General features: G+C 58.9%; 15 protein-coding genes. 6 read left to right on the top strand and 9 right to left on the bottom strand.

Features of this window, described 5'->3' with window-relative positions:
• The 4 genes from ACXHXG_RS31795 to galE all read left to right on the top strand — a co-directional run bounded on the left by ACXHXG_RS31795 (position 1) and on the right by galE (position 4,481).
• Positions 1–1,392, top strand: coding sequence for an LLM class flavin-dependent oxidoreductase (locus tag ACXHXG_RS31795; RefSeq protein ID WP_260304375.1), 1,392 nt, complete (start codon positions 1–3; stop codon positions 1,390–1,392).
• Positions 1,393–1,615: 223 nt separating this feature from the next.
• Positions 1,616–2,236 carry a DUF2799 domain-containing protein gene (locus ACXHXG_RS31790; protein ID WP_260304376.1) on the top strand — a complete coding sequence of 207 codons (621 nt, stop codon included), beginning with the start codon at positions 1,616–1,618 and terminating at the stop codon, positions 2,234–2,236.
• Between the two features lie 302 nt (positions 2,237–2,538).
• Positions 2,539–3,510: a UDP-glucuronic acid decarboxylase family protein gene (locus ACXHXG_RS31785; protein ID WP_285170058.1), complete on the top strand. Its 972-nt coding sequence runs from the start codon at positions 2,539–2,541 to the stop codon at positions 3,508–3,510.
• Positions 3,507–4,481 (top strand): UDP-glucose 4-epimerase GalE, encoded by a 975-nt coding sequence (gene galE, locus ACXHXG_RS31780; RefSeq protein ID WP_285170059.1) that lies wholly within the window; start codon positions 3,507–3,509, stop codon positions 4,479–4,481. Before ACXHXG_RS31785 ends, galE begins: the two co-directional genes overlap by 4 nt.
• A gap of 3 nt (positions 4,482–4,484) precedes the next feature.
• Here galE and ACXHXG_RS31775 read toward each other — a convergent pair whose 3' ends face one another.
• The 9 genes from ACXHXG_RS31775 to ACXHXG_RS31735 form a co-directional block, all read right to left on the bottom strand.
• Positions 4,485–5,714, bottom strand: coding sequence for a glycosyltransferase family 4 protein (locus ACXHXG_RS31775; protein WP_285170060.1), 1,230 nt, complete (start codon positions 5,712–5,714; stop codon positions 4,485–4,487).
• Positions 5,711–6,451, bottom strand: a complete 741-nt coding sequence (locus ACXHXG_RS31770; RefSeq protein ID WP_260304379.1) for a class I SAM-dependent methyltransferase — start codon at positions 6,449–6,451, stop codon at positions 5,711–5,713. The genes ACXHXG_RS31775 and ACXHXG_RS31770 overlap by 4 nt, the downstream gene beginning before the upstream one ends.
• A complete protein-coding gene (locus ACXHXG_RS31765) occupies positions 6,448–7,680 on the bottom strand; it encodes a glycosyltransferase family 2 protein (protein WP_457901853.1) in 1,233 nt (410 codons plus the stop codon). The genes ACXHXG_RS31770 and ACXHXG_RS31765 overlap by 4 nt, the downstream gene beginning before the upstream one ends.
• Positions 7,681–7,751: 71 nt before the next feature.
• Positions 7,752–8,975: a glycosyltransferase family 2 protein gene (locus ACXHXG_RS31760; RefSeq protein ID WP_457901852.1), complete on the bottom strand. Its 1,224-nt coding sequence runs from the start codon at positions 8,973–8,975 to the stop codon at positions 7,752–7,754.
• Entirely contained in the window at positions 8,972–10,780 is a 1,809-nt protein-coding gene (locus ACXHXG_RS31755) for an ABC transporter ATP-binding protein (protein WP_457901851.1), read from the bottom strand. Before ACXHXG_RS31755 ends, ACXHXG_RS31760 begins: the two co-directional genes overlap by 4 nt.
• Complete coding sequence (locus ACXHXG_RS31750; RefSeq protein WP_457901869.1) at positions 10,777–11,745, bottom strand: glycosyltransferase family A protein; 969 nt, start codon at positions 11,743–11,745, stop codon at positions 10,777–10,779. Before ACXHXG_RS31750 ends, ACXHXG_RS31755 begins: the two co-directional genes overlap by 4 nt.
• A 19-nt stretch (positions 11,746–11,764) precedes the next feature.
• The gene (locus ACXHXG_RS31745; RefSeq protein WP_260304382.1) at positions 11,765–11,887 is read right to left on the bottom strand and encodes a hypothetical protein; all 123 of its coding nucleotides are present in this window, start codon (positions 11,885–11,887) and stop codon (positions 11,765–11,767) included.
• 128 nt (positions 11,888–12,015) lie between these two features.
• Entirely contained in the window at positions 12,016–13,023 is a 1,008-nt protein-coding gene (locus ACXHXG_RS31740) for a GlxA family transcriptional regulator (protein WP_457901850.1), read from the bottom strand.
• 42 nt (positions 13,024–13,065) lie between these two features.
• Entirely contained in the window at positions 13,066–14,937 is a 1,872-nt protein-coding gene (locus ACXHXG_RS31735; RefSeq protein WP_457901849.1) for an amidohydrolase family protein, read from the bottom strand.
• Positions 14,938–15,261: 324 nt separating this feature from the next.
• On the opposite strand from ACXHXG_RS31735, the gene ACXHXG_RS31730 reads away from it, so the two are divergent.
• Together ACXHXG_RS31730 and ACXHXG_RS31725 are read left to right on the top strand one after the other, a co-directional pair.
• The gene (locus ACXHXG_RS31730; protein WP_457901848.1) at positions 15,262–17,379 is read left to right on the top strand and encodes a carboxy terminal-processing peptidase; all 2,118 of its coding nucleotides are present in this window, start codon (positions 15,262–15,264) and stop codon (positions 17,377–17,379) included.
• A 10-nt stretch (positions 17,380–17,389) separates the two neighbouring features.
• Positions 17,390–17,569 carry a hypothetical protein gene (locus tag ACXHXG_RS31725; protein WP_457901873.1) on the top strand — a complete coding sequence of 60 codons (180 nt, stop codon included), beginning with the start codon at positions 17,390–17,392 and terminating at the stop codon, positions 17,567–17,569.
• Positions 17,570–17,689: the final 120 nt, after the last annotated feature.

Here is a 17,689-nt window from a genome sequence, read left to right as displayed (position 1 = left end):
ATGACCCGAGAAATCAGGCTGAACGCCTTCGATATGAATTGCGTCGGACATCAGTCGCCAGGGCTTTGGAGGCACCCGCGGGACAGGTCCTGGACATACAAGGATCTCGATTACTGGGTACATCTGGCAAAGACGCTGGAACGCGGCAAATTCGATGGCCTGTTCATAGCCGATGTGCTCGGCGTCTATGACGTGCTGAATGGAAACGTCGATGCCGCGCTTCGCCATTCGGCGCAGGTGCCGGTCAACGATCCGCTGCAGCTCATTCCAACCATGGCTTACGAGACTGAACATCTCGGCTTCGGGCTGACCGCCTCGCTCTCCTTCGAGCATCCCTACACGTTCGCTCGCCGGATCTCGACGCTCGACCACCTGACCAAGGGACGCGTCGGCTGGAATATTGTGACCTCCTATTTGAACAGCGGCGCGCTCAACATCGGACAGCCGGCACAGACGAACCACGACGATCGCTATGATCTCGCCGAAGAATATCTCGAGGTCTGCTACAAGCTCTGGGAAGGGAGCTGGGAAGACGATGCAGTCGTGCGCGACCGCGAAAAGGGCATCTTCACCCATCCGGAAAAAGTGCATCCGATCCGCCATTCCGGAAAGTATTTCAACGTTCCCGGCATTCACCTGAGCGAGCCGTCGCCGCAGAAAACGCCGGTGCTCTATCAGGCTGGCGCCTCCAGCCGCGGCAAGGATTTCGCCGGGGCGCATGCCGAATGCATTTTCGTCGCCGCTCCCTCCAAGGCCGTGCTGAAGCGCTATGTCGCAAATGTCCGTCAGGCGGCAGAACGACTTGGCCGAAATCCGAGGGACATACTTGCCTTCAATCTGCAGACCGTCGTCCTCGGCGAGACGGATGCGGAAGCCCAGCGCAAATTCAACGAATATCGAAACTATGCGTCTTTCGAAGGCGCGCTGACGCTGATCTCGGGTTGGACCGGCATCGATTTCGGCCAGTTCGGCCCGGACGAAGTGCTGCGTCACCGCCATACCAATGCTGTCCAATCGGCCGTAGAGACCTTCACGACGATCGATCCGAGCAAGGAATGGACGGTCCGAGAAATGGCCGATTGGGTCGGTGTCGGCGGCTTCGGGCCGGTGTTCGTCGGCTCGCCTTCGACGGTCGCGGATCTCATGCAGGAATGGATCGAGGATACCGACGTTGACGGTTTCAACCTCGCCTATGCCGTAACGCCGGAAAGCTTCGAGGACGCCGTGGATCTGCTGGTGCCGGAGCTGCAAAGGCGCGGCGTCTACAAGACCGATTATCGGCAGGGAACGTTGCGCGAAAAACTCGGCGGTAGCGGGCCACGGCTCGTTGCGCCGCATCCGGGAGCGAGCTACCGCAATCTTCGTCCGACCTTTGCTCAATCGGCCGAATAGTCCCCTCGCAACACGGCAAGATCGCCATTCAGATCGCGCTGCGCAGGCTGATTCAGAAAGGCGGCGACCTCCTCCTATTCGACCTGACTATCTGCAGGAGATGGCCGCTGTAGTTTTGACACGTAAAAACCACAGAATTGCCAGATTCCAGCCATGGCTGCGGTGACAGGTGGGATTTTCGCAGTTACGGTGTGCTCCATTATTTTAGCCCTAATGGATCACTATGTTTCGCTTATTACTTTTACTTGCAGCCATCGGCTGCAGCCTTTTTCTGGTTTCCTGCAATACTCTTTCCAAGGAGGAATGTATTGCCGCCGACTGGCGGGTCATCGGTGAGACCGATGGGGCGGCGGGATATGATCCGCAACAGCGCTTCGCCGCCCACGCCAAATCCTGCGAGAGGGCCAAGATCGTGCCCGACCAGACGATCTGGTATCAGGGTTATCAGACAGGCCTCGTCCGTTACTGCACGCCGATGAGCGGGCTTGCGAGCGGACAGGCCGGCAGCGCCTATGCCAATGTCTGCCCGCCGGCGACTGCGGCAGGATTCCTGCGGGGCTATGGGCTGGGCAACCGGCAGCACTCGCTGCAATCGCAACTGAGCTCCATGCAGGACGACCAAAGATTCAAGGAATCCAACATAGACGCCCTTTCAAGGAAACTCAGGGAGGCAAAGGATCAGGACAGATCGGATTTGCGTCGACAGATCGAGGACCTGGAAGACCAGCTTCACGATATCCGCCGCAATCAGCGCGATGTCCAGGATCAGCTTGACCAGGTGGCCCGCGATATCGAGTGGTTCCAGCGCAATCCGGACGCGCCGCTGCCGGTACAGGGATATTGAGCCGACCAAAACGGCAACGCCACGGCTTGAGAAACTTCGCTCTGCCTCAGACTAACGTCCGGTTCATTATAGGACCTTCGTCCAAAGACAACAATCTTTGGTCCTAACGCCATAGATTATACCTACCGCTGCGCCACGTCTCCCCGGCGATGGAAGCGGCGGGCAATCCGACCGCCTTCGTAAAGCGTTGGAGAAGGGTCGAGAACATGAACGACGTCCTCAAGAACAGCATCGTCGCCCTGGTGCTTGCCATGGTTTCCGCCGGCGGCAACGTCACCGAACGAGCTGCGAGATAATCGGCCATGCAAACGAAGCGAATCCTAGTGACTGGTGGTGCAGGCTTCCTCGGATCGTTCCTGTGTGAACGGCTTTTGCGGGAAAAACATGAAGTTATTTGCGTCGATAATTTCTTTACGGGACGCAAAAGTACCGTCGCGCACCTGCTTGACGACAGGTCTTTCGAGATCATCCGCCACGACGTTACCTTTCCCCTCTACATAGAGGTCGATGAAATTTACAACCTCGCCTGCCCGGCAAGTCCGGTTCACTACCAGTTCGATCCGGTGCAGACGACGAAGACCAGCGTCCATGGCGCGATCAACATGCTGGGCCTCGCCAAGCGGGTCGGCGCAAAGATCCTCCAGGCCTCCACCTCCGAAGTCTACGGCGATCCCGAGATCCATCCGCAACAGGAGGATTATTGGGGCCGGGTGAACCCGATAGGACCGCGCTCTTGCTACGACGAGGGCAAACGCTGCGCCGAGACCCTGTTTTTCGATTACTGGCGACAGCACCAGCTCCGGATCAAGGTGGCGCGCATCTTCAACACATATGGCCCAAGGATGCACCCCGATGACGGTCGTGTCGTTTCCAACTTCGTCGTGCAGGCGCTGCAGAACAAGCCGATAACCGTTTATGGCAATGGCCAGCAGACACGCTCGTTCTGCTACGTCGACGACCTCATTGACGGCCTGGTTCGTCTGATGGGGACGAAGGACGAGATCACAGGCCCGATCAATCTTGGCAATCCGGCGGAATTTACGATGCTGGAGCTTGCCAATCTCGTCATAGAACTGACTGGAAGCCGATCGACGATAAAATACTTGCCCTTGCCTGCCGACGATCCCAGGCAGCGGCAGCCGGACATTGGCTTCGCCATGCGCGAGCTTGGCTGGAAGCCGAAGGTCCAGTTGCGGGGCGGGCTTGCCAAAACGATCGCCTATTTTGACGACCTGCTTTCGTCGGACCGCTCACAGCAGGTCGCCGCGGAATGAGCACTGTCCTAGTCACAGGCGGAGCCGGTTATATCGGATCGCATTGCTGCAAGGCTTTCGCCGAGGCGGGCTGGTCGGTGGTAACCTACGACAATCTCTCCCGCGGCTGGCGTGAAGCGGTCAAATGGGGACCGCTCGTCGAGGGCGATATAGCAGACGCCGAGACAATGGCGGCAGCACTGCGCCAGTACCGACCGGATGTGGTGGCGCATTTCGCCGCCTATGCTTACGTCGGCGAATCCGTCGAATTGCCTGAACTCTACTACCGGAACAACACTTTTGGGACGTTGGTGCTCATCGAGGAGATGCTCAAGGCCGGGATCGACAGGCTGATCTTTTCAAGTACCTGCGCTTCCTACGGCATTCCGGTGCGCACCCCGATCGACGAAGAGCATCCGCAGTGGCCAATCAATCCCTATGGATGGTCGAAATTCATGATCGAGCGGATGGTAGAGGATTTCTCGCGTGCGCGCGGCCTTAATGCGGTGATGCTGCGATATTTCAATGCAGCCGGCTGCGACCCTGATGGCGAGATCGGCGAACGGCACGAACCTGAGACACATGTCGTTCCGCTCGCCATAGAGGCGGCGATCAAACCGGGTCGGACCTTTACCATCAACGGCACCGATTTCGACACACGGGACGGCACCGCCATCCGCGACTACATCCACGTCAGTGATCTGGCGCATGCCCATGTCCTTGGGGGTGAAAAGCTATTGCGGGACCGAGGCGTGCATGTCTACAACCTCGGTACGGGCACCGGAACGACTGTCAAAGAATTGGTCGACGCCGTCGGCCGCGTTTCCGGACACAAACTTCCCGTTGCCTATGGTCCCCGCAGACCCGGTGACCCGCCGGCGCTCGTCGCTGCGGCCGGCAAGGCAGAGCGGGAGCTTGGATGGGTGCCCAGGCATTCCGATATCGACACCATCATAGAGACGGCGCTCGCCTGGTATCGCAGTCGGGTGTGACCCTTACCTTCGGGGCTTTGTCAGAAAATCATCGAGAGCGGCACCGACCGCCTCGATCGAGAATTTTTCTGTAACCCGTTTCCTGGCCGCCGTACTGAGTTGTGCTCGAAAGGCTCTATCGTCTTTCAATCTCGCCAGGGCCTGCGCAATCTCCTCTGGCCGCTCCTGCCCCACCATCAGGCCGCCGGAGGCCTCTCCATCGGCCAGAATGTCCGGCAAACCCTGCGCGTCCGTGGCGACGACAGGAAGGCCGCAGGCCATTGCCTCCAATGGCGCGACCGGCATACCTTCGATGCGCGAGGCCGTGACGTAGGCATCCGCGGCCGAAAGCCAGCGCCGGATCAGGGGCCGGTCGGTCGTGTAGCTGGAAAGCCATTGCACATTCGACAGGCCGCTTTCGCCAAGAAGCCTTGCAAACGCCTCGCTGTCCTGGCCCGAACCGATGATCACCAGCTCGCCGGCTGAATTGTCGGCAAAGCGCGCCCAAGCCTTCAGGAGAACATCGAGCCCCTTGCGGCGGATATCAATGCGCCCGTGATTGAAGACGATGAAACCATCCTGCGGCAAGCCAAGGCTTGCTCGCGCCTCCACGCGGTCCATCGCCCGCCATTCCCCGGTATCCAGCGGATTCGGGATATTCGCGATGTCGAGCGCAATGCGCGGATAAGCCTTGGCGAGGCGGTCGCGTTCCGCAGAGGAAGCGACGATGAGGCCGGAGCACGCGCGCAACGAAAGCTGCCGCGCAACGGCCTCGATCCAGGACAGCGTACGATCTCCGCCCTGGAAGCTGGCGTAGAGAGGGACCTTCATGCGGCGCGCCAGCCATGCAAGCGCATCAAAGCGAATATATTCATATTCCTGGGCAAGCAGCACATTGCATCGGGAGCGGATGAGTATCTCGCGGAAGGCTGCGAGCGGCGTCGCGGCCCAGCGCCGCAGGCTAGAGGCGGCGGGAGAATGGCCCTGCCGGGACCGCCTTGCCGGGGCGACCCAGATAGGCGTGCCTGTGCCGGAATGCACGTAGCATTCAATTCTGCTCACCCGCTCGGATGCGCAGACAATGATGGGCTTGTGGCCCACCGAGCTCAGCGCGGCGGCATAGCCGAATAGCCAGCCTCCCGTCATCCGCTCGACGAAATCCTGGAGCTCAAGCCCAATCGGCTCGAGAAATTCCTCGATCACGTCACCCCAAGGAAAGAGGGCGATCACCCGCGGCGTCCGATGACCGGTCATTTGCGCCAGGCGAATGCTGTCTCGGTACCCCGCGTGGAGGGCCGGTGCATCAGATAACCAATGGCCGTTACAGGAGCCGCGAGCGCATAAAGAACTTTGCGGCGGCGGCGTCCGAGGTGCGAAAACGAGACGTCATGGAAGAACGCCGTCGCGGGATTGATGAACGTGGCACGCCGTTCCGGCGGCCTGTCGAAAAGAGCTGTGAGTTCCGGGTCCTTATACCCACGCCTGACATGCCCCCACTCGCGCATCAACTCGCTCTCATGCGGGCAATGGCGTTTCATGGCTCCGAAATAGGGATAGTGCCATTTGGATTCAGGGGTGGAGATGAGGACATATCCGCCCGGCCGCACTACCCGCAACGCCTCATGTGCGGCGAGGCGATCGTCCCTGATATGCTCCAGCACGTCGAACAAGGTGACGATATCAAAGCTGCCGTCGGCGAAGGGCAGCGAACAGGCATTGCCGCAAATGAAGGTCGATCTCGCCCACGAGGGCTGGTGCTCGCCCAGTTCCGGGTCGATGTCGAGCGTGACGATCTCTGCTTCCGGGTAGAGAATGCTGGCAAGGCCGCTGCGACCGCCGCCGATTTCCAACACCCGTCCGAAGCCGCCGGTTTCGGTCGGGGCGACACGATGGATGGCGCGCATCTTCTCACGATAGAAGAGGCCATCCGTCAGACCATTCGGATAAGGGTTCCCAGACAGGAACCGGCCAAGCGGCGCCTTCTTGATCATTTCGCCATTCCCTTCGCATCGGCGGCTACACGCATTGGTATCCGCCGCTTTCTCCAACCGAAGCGCAGAAGAAACGGCAGCCCGGCCAACCATCCCCGCATTTCTGAGGCCAAAATTCCGAGCCTGCCCGGCTGACCCTCGAAAAGCGTTTTGACGAACGTCTTCAGGAAGTAGACCGGCAGTTGCTTACAGATGCGCACGATGTTTCCACGGTCGCCGAAATTATCGTACTGCACCACAAGCGCCGCCACATGGCCCTTCATGTAGGCGCTCATTTGCCGCTTTAGGCCCGGCCAGTCGCTTCGATGGTGGTGGAAGACGACGGCCCGCGGTTCGTAGAGGCACGCCCCGCCGGTCGCCAGAAGCCGGTACCAGAGTTCTGAGTCTTCGGAGCACCCCGCAGCTCCTGCGCCGAGGCGTTCGTCGAACAGGCCGACCCGCTCGAATACGGATCGTTGAAAGGCCATGTTGGCGCCTGCGCCCATCTTCCACACATGCGCCCCGCTCGGCCGCGTCTCTTCAAAGAAGCGACTGTCGAAGGTGAGCGGCACGAAAGTGGTCCCGAAGCCGCCCATGGTGAACTGAAAGCAGCGTTGCGCTGGTGTGTCGAGGCGCGCCGGCAGCACCAGACCAGTGAGCGCATCCACATCCCGGTCCGCAAAGGCGCGCGCGATCTCTGCGGTCCAGCCGGGATGGACTTCGACATCGTCGTCGGTGAAGGCGACGATATTCAGCCGGCTTGCACGAATTCCCGCGTTTCTGGCACGGCTCAAGCCAGCCTGCGGCTCATGGACATAACGAACGCCAGGGAACTCTCCGCACACGCCCTTGGCATTTCCGTTGCTGGAATTGTCGACGACGATAATTTCCCCCGGGGCGCTGCGCTGTGCTGCCACGCTGCGAAGGCAATCAGCCAGCGCCGGACCGCGATCGCGCGTGCAGATCACCACGGAGATGTCATGCGCCGAAGCGGAAGACGCGGTTGCGAACTCATCGAGGCTTCCGATCAGAACTTCCGCTTTCAGCGCGGCCTCGAGCGAGAGTGCGCGCTTGGGCCATCCTTCGTAGGTGGCGCGCAGCGGTGCGCTAAGACTGATGCTGCGCGCTTCCAGTTGCGCGGCTGCATATTCGGCGGCGAGTTGGCGCAACTGAGGGATTCCGTAAGGCAGCTCATCCTGCAAGGATGCACGTGTTCCAAGCGGCAGGTCCTTCCACCAGAAGATGGACAATGCTGGCCCACTCTCGGCGCCGGCATTGGCAGCGGCGAGATCGATATGCCGCACCTCAAAGCGCTCTTTCATCATGGGTTGCGCTCCCGGATCGCCTGGATGCGTGCGCGCGAGCGGTCGTATTCGCCCGCAAGGCCGTAGATTCCGCCCCACAGCTCTGCCATGCCGAAACGCAGCTCGTGGCCGCGAAATCGTCTTGCGGCGCGAGCAAGCGCCTTCAACTGATCGTAGAACCACCAACGGACTAGGGCGCGATGCTGCGCGCGCATTTCATCGTCGGTGCGATAGCTTTTGACGAGAAATGCCATCATGCCGAGGCCCCACGTCCAGTATTGTCGCCGGAGCTGCGGAATGGTTTCGCGATGCTCGTGATAAACTGCATATTCCGGCTCATAGATCATGGGGCGGCCCGAACGCAGCACGCGGTAAAAAATGTCGAGATCGCCGCCGCCAGGCAGCGGCGCTCCCGTATCAAGCGCTTCATCGAAGCTGCCAAGCTGGATCAGCAGCGCGCGATCGAAGGCCATATTGCAGCCGGCACCGAGAGTGCCGGACCCGACGGGATGGAGTGGATTGTCGAAACGGGTTCTGTGAAACTCCCTTCGAGCAAAGCCGCGGCCAAACCCTCCTCGTCGTTCGAAAAAGATCTGCGCCTCGGTGTCGAGGCGATATGGCAGCACCAGGCCCGTGAAACCGCCGACGCCAGGATTCTCACGACAAGCCTTGGCAAGACCTGCGAGCCAGTTGCGGTCCACCACGACGTCGTCATCCAGATAGGCGATGATATCGCCCCTGGCCGCATGAAGGGCCGCGTTACGGGCAAAATCCAGTCCCGCCTTCGGTTCGAAAACATAACGGACATCCCTGAAACCCGCGACGGCCTCGCGTGTAGCCGCATCCACCGAAGCATTGTCGACCACGACGATTTCGACGAATTGGAAGGAATGATCGCCTCGAACCCGATCGAGCGAGCTTAGCAGCCGGGAAAGACGCTGCGCGCGATCCTTGGTACAGATCGCAATGCTGAGGCTCGGCAGCGCCGCTTCCTCCACCGGCTGCCGTTCTCTCAGCTCCTCTTCCAGCTTTGCAACGACGATGCGCCCGGCAAAGCGCTCGTCGGCAAGCGCTTTCAGCCTTTCGACCGTCATCACCGATCCGGCCGATAGTTCGATCATTTCGAACCCAATCAATCGTCCCTGCCATCGGGCGATGAGGCCGACCCCGTTCTGCTCGGTCGAGAGCTCGATCGGCGCCAAGGGTTCCGACAGTTCGATGTCAGTAAGCTTGTAGCTCATCGATTAATTTCCATTGTGGCGGCACGGCCATGTTGAAACTCGTGGAGCCGGGAAAAATGGCCGCCTCGTTTGAAGAGCTCTGCCGGCGAGCCAGTCTCGATTACGCGACCCTTCGACATCACGATGATCTGGTCGGCGGCCTGAATGGTCGAAAGCCGGTGAGCGATCACGACAACGGTGCGGTTATGCGAGTATTCGTCGAGCGCGAGCTGAAATGCCTGTTCGGTCTCGACATCGAGCGCGTTCGTGGCCTCGTCCAGCAGCAGAATATCGGGATTGCGAAGCATGGTCCGGGCGAGCGCTATGCGCTGCCTTTGTCCGCCCGACAGACGCATCCCCTGGTCGCCGATGCGCGTCTCATAGCCATCTGGAAGCAATCGGATGAAATCGTCCGCCTTGGCAATCTCGGCCGCCTTGCGTATCTCCGCCCTGCCGGCCTCAAGGTCGCCATAGGCAATATTGGCCGCGATCGTGTCGTTGAAGAGATGGACTTCCTGCGACATGAGCGACAGGCGCCTTCGCCAACTGCGGAGTTCGAATTCTGGAAGGCGCACCCCATCTGCGACGACCTCACCGGACGTGGGATCCATGAAACGAAAAAGCAGAGCCATGACCGTCGATTTGCCTGCACCCGACTCTCCGACGATCGCCGTGGTTTTGCCTGCGGGAACGCTGAAGGAGATGCCCTGCAGGGCCAGCGGCTGGTCGGGATCGTAGCGGAAGGAGACGTTCCGGAACTCGACGGCCTTGTTGAGCGCTGCTGCCGGTAGAAGCCCGTGGGCGAGAAAGGGTTTCTCCGTCCTGCGGAGAAAATCGTCGACGTCGTCGATGCTGCCGGCAAGACCATCCAATGCGATCTTCGACTGCAACAATTCCCGGGTCGGACCTTGAAGACGGTAGAGCAGCGATAGAAAGGCGGCCAAGGCGGCAATGCCGACGTCTGTCGACTGAGCTATAAGAACGAGAGCGCCGATCAGCATCGTGATCGATATTTCCGAGACCGGTGCAGGAGTAGCCCATAGCATGTCGAGTTTCAGGAGACGTCGCCGCACCGTGTCCGACGTCTGCAGGAAGCGATTGCGTTCATAGTCTTCCTGGGCGAAAGCGCGGATCAATTGCAGCGCGTTGATGCTTTCCCACATCCTGAGGCCGAACTGCTTGTTCTCTTCGACAACGGCCTTGCCGGTCTCGTCGGCGCGGCGCGTCGCCACGCGAATGGCCATCGCGCCGAAAAGCAGAAACATCATCGAGAAAAACGTCAACCGGACGGAAATCAGGAGCATCAGCAGAACAAAAACGACGAACGTGCAGAAACAGATCATCAATCGATAGGCAAGGCTCAGTCCCTGGCTGACCTTCCAGGTGTTGTTGGCAATCGTCGTGATGATGTCCGAACGCTTGTTCTCGACCCTGTAGTCGATGCACGAGCTTATCGTCTGATCGAAGACCTTCGCCCGCAATTGATGTGCGACCAGACCGTCCACGTACCGGGTCACCCAGGTGTTGATGAAATGGACCACATTTTTGAGGAGGATGGTGAAGCACAGAACTGCGACCAGGAACGCCGTTAAATGGTGTTCGGGAATGGACGCCAGCAGTTGGCCGAAAATCGCCTGCCATCTGCCCGGCTGCGGCGTCAAAGCGCCGAGGCTCTGAATGAGAGGAATGAAAAGGAAAAGACCGGCACCCTCGAGGACCGCCGCGGCCAGCCCGAGCCCTACTATGGTCGGTCCAGCCCAGGCAGGTGCCGCTGCCAGACGGAAAAGCCGTCGCAAGCTCGTGAAGAATGGCGCGACGACCATCATCGGATCGTTTCCATATAGAGAGGGCGAAACTTCCCGTTCTGGCTTCGCAAGCGCTTCAGCCGAGCCTTGATCCAGCGGGGAACCAGCCTAGCTCGACAATACACATTCAGCATGTTCGGCATGCTCGAAATCGCCAGGCGTGGTTCTAACACCAAGAATCTCTTCAACAGATCACAGCCATCGAAAAATCGCCCGCCGACGAACCCCCTCACTGCGAGCCAATGGATCATGTCGGCCAGATGAGCGTCTAGGTCGGTGCCATACCCAGGATATTTCTCGCGAAATTCATCCAAAACGATTTCGCACGAACGAAGCATCTGCATGACATCGCTCGACATGTTCGTGTTAGTCATGCGGTAGCCCACAAGATGTTGCGGCACCACGCGAAATTCGTAATTCTCCGCAACTCTGAGGCACATCAGCAGGTCCTCGCAGCCTTGAGCCTTGCGCGCCCTCAGCGAGGGGTCGAATCCGCCTGCCTTTTCGAACGCGGAACGACGCATGAGCATCGAGCTGCCATTGCCGACGAAATTCTTTCTGCACATGCGCTGGAGCACATTTCCTTCGGCGGTCGGCCGATTGTAGAGCGAGAATACACGACTTTCCTCGTCGATGAGCGCGAACCAGCAGTAGGCCAATCCGGCCGACGAGCCGCCCCTCTCAAGCGCCTCCCGCTGAAGCCCGATTTTAGACGGAGCCCATAGATCGTCCGCATCGACAAAGGCCAGAAACTCTGCGTCCGTCGCGGCCGCACCATTGTTGCGTGCTGCCGCGACGCCGCTGTTGGACTGATGGATGATCCGGATCCGCCGATCCTGCTTCGCATGAGCGGCCGCGATCGATGCAGAACTGTCCGACGAACCGTCATCGACAATGATGATGTCCAGCGCCTCATGGGTCTGCCGACAGATACTGGCCAAGGTCGCGCCGATCGTTCGTTCGGCATTGAACATTGGCACTACCACCGCAACGGTGGCACTTCGCTCACTTGCCACAATCAATGCTGCCCCTGACAACGGTGTCGGCAAATCCAGTGACGCCGCCGACGGAACCTGTAGCAAGCACCGGGGCGAGGACGCCGTTTTTGAGGACGCCGTTCATGTTCATCCAGCTTCTCCATGCCTGACGAAGGCGGTGGGATACCCCCGCCGCTTCCATCGCCGGAAAAAGCTGGCGCAGCACCAGGCATAATCTATGGCATTCGGACTAAAGATTTTCGGCTTCAGACATAAGTCCTATAAGGAACCAAGACCTTGGTCTGAGGAAAAACGAATATCTGCCATCGATTTCCGGCGCTCTTCGCTGGGGCTATGTCCGAACAGGCGACGGTAGGCGCTGCCGAGGTGCGATGCCGACACGAAACCACAGCGAAGGGCAATTGCTGCAATAGTCTCGGAACTCTCTTTGATCAGCCGGCGAGCCGCGTTCAGCCGGACATTGAGATAGAAGCGCTGCGGCGTCATTTCGAAGTGCTGATGCCACAAGCGCTCCAACTGCCGACCGGAAAGGTTGCTTCTTTTCGCGATGTCGTCGATCGGAACGATGTATTCGAGGTTCTGCTCCATGATGCCGATCGCGGCTGCAAGGCGGGCGTCGTGTATATCGTAGCGCCATTGGATCGCCATCCTCTGTTGCTCTTCCGGCCCTCGGATACGGGTGTGCAGAAACTGCTCGGCCGTGTCGGCGGCGAGCTGAGCTCCGTGGTCACCCGATATCTGAGCTAGCATGAGATCGATTGCGGCGGTACCGCCCGCGCAGGTCCAGCGGTTCCCGTCCCGGACATAAAGCTCGCGGGTGACTTCGATGTCTGGAAACTCTTCGGCAAACTGCGGAAGGGATTCCCAATGAAGGGTACACCGCTTGCCGGTCAGCAACCCTGCCCGCGCAAGTATGAATGTGCCCGTACTCAACGCGCCGATGGGCATCCCGCTTACCGCAAGTTTCCGCAGGAATTGCAGGATCGGTTTTGGTCGCTTGCTTTCGATATCGAGGCTGGCGACAACGAACAATCTATCGAGCTGCGGGGTCTCGCTGATCGAGATAGTGCGCGTTTCAAAGCCGCTGCTCGACGTAATTATACCGCCTTCCTCCGAGAGGAGGCACCAGTCATATAGCTTGCGACTGGCTAACCTGTTCGCTGCGCGGAGTGGTTCGCTCGCCGATGCGAGCGCCATCATGGAAAACTGCGGAAGAAATAGCAATCCGACGCGTATCGGATGTCCTTCATCGATACCCTGCTGCATCATTCCCGCCGGACGCCTTCTCCCCCGCCAATTCATCCAGTGTCAGGCAGAACGGATCGCCTGGTCAATGTCCTTGATGAGCTGGTGGAAGATGGGATTGTCGGTCTGGTTCTGCTGGCCGTGCATCATGCCCTCGATGATAAGCGGCTCGTCACCTGCGCGGCCGGGATAGAGCTTCTGTAGGCGGCTCGACTCTTCAGGCATGTGTAGAGTGTTCTGAGCGCCATGCACGATGAGTGCCGGCGGAAAGCCGCTGGCGCCATTGAGGCTTTTCTCAGGGTCGAAGCCTACATACTCCTTATAGGACTTCGCCGTCACATGACTGCAACCCGGCCAACGATCGACGCCGCCAATCTCGGTGTATCCGCCGAGCTGGCGATCGACATATTCCTGCGTGTCGGTATCGAGCGGGTAATAGCCGAGTTTGGTCGCCTCGGTTCCGGTGTCGAACGGCAGGATCGCCGCATCGTCCGCCAGCCTCTTGATCGCAGCGTCCGCACCCGACTTGTCCGCCCGAAGATCCTGAAGGGCCGCAATGCTGGTGTAGTTCATCGGCACCCAAAACGCGATCTGCTCCTTGCCCTGCTTGGCCAGTTCAACGACTGCCGCAAGGCTGACGACCGAACCCATCGCCCAAGACGCGACGACGGGCATTGAACCGAAGTTTTCCCTCGCCCACCGCACGGCAGCCAGGACCTCGGCCGTCTGATCGACAAGGCTGACATTCGTTACGGTGATACCGTCTTTCTTCGCAGTGTTCCGCACATCCCTGTTGGTGAAGAACCCCGCGACATCATAGGTCATCACCCGATAGCCGCGCTCGGCCAAGGCCCGGCCAAAAAGCTGGCCATACATCGAAACGCCGCCCGTAAAACCGGAGTTGAAAACCACCGGCGGCAGGCTCCTGTCCGGTGAAGCCGGCTGAAACACGCTGCCGGCCAGATTGATCGTCGCGTTATCGTACGCAACGGGAAATGTGATGTTTTCGACGATGATGTCCGTCATGGTTTCACTTTCTTCTGGACAAGGGAAAAGGTCGTTCGCCGCAGCGTTCAGCAGCCGAAAGACAGATATGTCAGTGGCGGCACTCACCGCCGAAGCGAGCGTCTCCGAGAATTTGAGCGCCGACACAGAATCGAAGTGGCTTGTAAAACTGTGGCCTTGGCTGCCCGCCCCAACGTGCGGAGCGTCGCTGGCCGAGAGCAGAACGCGGTTCGCTCCGACGGTCGCGATGATTGCCGACACGAAAGGAACGACATCGTCGATATTGGTCGAAGTCCGGTATCCAGGCCCCTTGAACCATACGTTTCCCCTGCGCTTGGCCTCCTCAAGCAAGGCGTGATAGCTGGGCTCGTCAGCACCGCGCTCGGCATGGCATGAGCCGAGGTGATCGATGACGACGCGGATTGTCTCCGGCATTTGGCGCAGCACTCGCAGGTTCGTCTCCGCCTCTTTGGCGTAGATGTGGACGTGTTGTTGCACCCGGAGCCTGCCAATGAGCGCGACCCAATCATCGCCGCGATAGGCGCGATCCGATATGCTTTCCGGCGGAGCATCGTGAAGAACGATCCTGATCCCGAAAACATCGGGATGGGATAGCCGTTCGACGGTCGCGTAGGCCGGGTCCGCCTTGATCGTTCCGACCAATCGGACGTCTCCGTATCGTTCCGGCCATTTTGCCCTCAGCGCCGCCATCTCATCGAACGACTCGAAGACATTGGACGAATCCGGCAAAATGCTGAGATGCACGTTGTTCAGGAGTTTTGGATGAATTCCGGCGCTCGCCAGGTCGGCAAGATAGTCGGATAGCGAATGGGGTGACGGCAGCGAATAAGGGAGCTGCCCCTCCACAGCCGCAAGATCGGAGGCTGTGAAGAAATGAACGTGCCCGTCGATGGATAGATTTTCTGTCACGACGATCTTTCTCCCCTGTTGGGAGCAAGATATCGCGACAACACCAAGGTGATGCCCTGACTACCCGACAGCTTATATCAAAACTTCGCCATTGGTGTTTGCTCGTCGACACATGTCAAATGCGAACGCTTCAATGAAGAGGCGCAAATTGTCAGATCGGTGCCCACAAAAATCGATCTAAATCCGCCCTGCCGGAATCTGTGGTCGGGACTTGTAAAACCCACATTCAGATAGAACGCGTTCGTTTAGTTGCCAAAAGACCATAATTGTTCCACGAACATCGCACATTAAAGACTCAAACGATGTGAATTGGATCGAAGCTTGATGCGTCTACAATGCGGTTTCTTCTGTGCGTTCCTGGCAATTGCTCCCTCGGCATATGCTCTGGAAACCGGCTCACCACCAGTTTTGACGCCGCTACAGCAACAAGCGCAAGCCGCTCATCTGAGCGCGCAATTTCTCACGCGCTTCCACTATAGGCCCGTTCCGCTGGATGACGCCTTATCGGGCACGATCATGAATCGGTTTATCAAATCCCTGGACCCGGATCGTGTCCTTTTCCTGCAGTCAGATATCGACAGGTTCATGGCTGACGGCGCCAAGATTGACGATGCCATCAACCATGAGGACTTGAAGATCCCATTTTCGATCTTCAACACTTATGAGCAGCGGGTGGTCGATCGCATGAGTTATGCGCGCAGCCTGCTCAACCAGAAGCTCGACTTCACCGTGCAGGAAGACTATCCGCTGGTCCGCGACAAGGAGCCCTGGCCGCAATCCGAAGCGGAAAGCAATGACTTGTGGCGCAAACGCGTCAAGAGCGACTGGCTACGCTTGAAACTGGCAGGCAAAGACGATGCCAGCATTCGCGACACGCTCGATAAACGCTATGAAAACTCCCTCGAGCGCGCCTACAAGTACAAGAGCGACGATGTTTTCCAGACGTTCATGGACGCCTATACGACATCGATCGACCCGCATACTGACTATTTCGGTGCGAGCGCTTCGGCTGAATTCGATATTTCAATGAAGCTTTCGCTGGTTGGTATCGGGGCGGTGCTGCAAGAACGGGACGACTACACGACGATCCGCGAGCTAGTGGCTGGAGGCCCGGCACAATTGTCCGGCAAGCTTGCCGTCGGGGATCGCATCATCGGCGTCGGTCAAGGCGAGGACGGCCCGATAAAGGAAGTTGTCGGTACACGCCTCGACGAAATCGTGCAGATGATCCGCGGCGCAAAGGGTTCCACCGTGCGCCTGGACATCTTGCCGGCGGAGGCAGGACCGGATGCCAAGCACCATGTCATCAGCCTGGTGCGCGATAAGATCAGCCTCGACAAACAGGCCGCCAAGAAGACGATCCTTTCGGTAAAGGATGGCGATGCCACTCGCAAGATCGGGGTGATTACCCTGCCCGCCTTCTACGAAGACTTCGAAGCGCGGAGAAAAGGCGACAAGGATTATAGAAGCGCAAGCCGCGACGTCGCCAAGCTTCTCGCTGAACTGAAGCAAGACAATGTCGACGGCGTTCTCGTTGACTTGCGCAACAATGGTGGTGGTTCGCTGTCCGAGGCCATCGATTTGACGGGCCTGTTCGTCGGCAAAGGCCCGGTCGTTCAGCAACGCGATGCCGGCGGTGACGTGAACGTGGAAAGCGATGATTTTCCCGCACCCGCATGGACAGGTCCGGTTGGCGTGTTGATCAACCGTGGCTCGGCCTCGGCCTCCGAAATTTTTGCCGCAGCGATACAGGACTATGGTCGCGGCGTGATTGTCGGAGAACCGAGTTTTGGTAAGGGCACGGTGCAAACTGTGGTCAATCTTGATCAGGTGGCGCACACCAGCAAGCCGAAATTCGGTGAGCTGAAATTGACGGTTGCCCAGTTTTTCCGTGTCAATGGCGGCACGACACAGCTGCGCGGCGTGGTGCCCGACATCAGCTTGCCAGGCCTTTCAGACCCCAAGACCTTTGGTGAGGCGAGTTTTGACAATGCCCTGCCCTGGACGCAGGTCAAGCCAGCGAAATATGCGCCTGCCGGCGATATAAAGGCATTGCTGCCGCAACTGCAAAGCCGCCACGATGCTCGGGTGCAGAACGATCCGGATTTCCAACGCTTTGTGGCAGATGTTACAGAACTGAAGGCGCAGCGCGAGAAACAGGTTGTCTCCCTCAATGAAGCCGAACGTCGCAAAGAGCTGGCTGCTCAGGCAAGTCGTCGCAAGGCGAGCGAGCAAATCAATGATGGCGTGGATACCGGTAACGACGATGGCCTGGAAGCCAACGAGCGCAGCCTGAGCGCTGATCTTGCCATTGAAAATGCCCGCAGGAACGCCAAAGACGTTTTGCTCAGCGAAGCCGCCGCCATTCTTGCCGACGAAGCGGATTTGCAGAATGACGGGCTGAAAGCTGCCGAACGATCTGGAAATATCGGCAAAAAGTAATTTGCCGGGGATGGCGCGCCCGATCAGCTTTCAAGAGCCGCAGCTTCCCGTATTTCTTGATGAAGTCATTCTGCGGCACTTGCAGATCGGCTCCGGCTCGGCAGACGTTGCTTTGCGCCGCTCCGGCCGCCATGTCGTGGTCGACGTTATTGATCGCAAAGGCGATGTCCGGATTCTCACGACCGTATAGGCGCCGAGGCAATTCCAGAGACGGGATGATCCGCCGCCATTTCGAGGCGATTTGACGCCTACGACTGCGGATTCAACAAGCTGAGATAGACGTGGACTTCTTTCTCCAGATCGTCGCAGA

Source organism: Rhizobium sp. LEGMi-198b, assembly GCF_054114205.1.
Note: the sequence above shows the minus strand (reverse complement) of the source record. Positions and strands in the feature narration are given on the sequence as shown.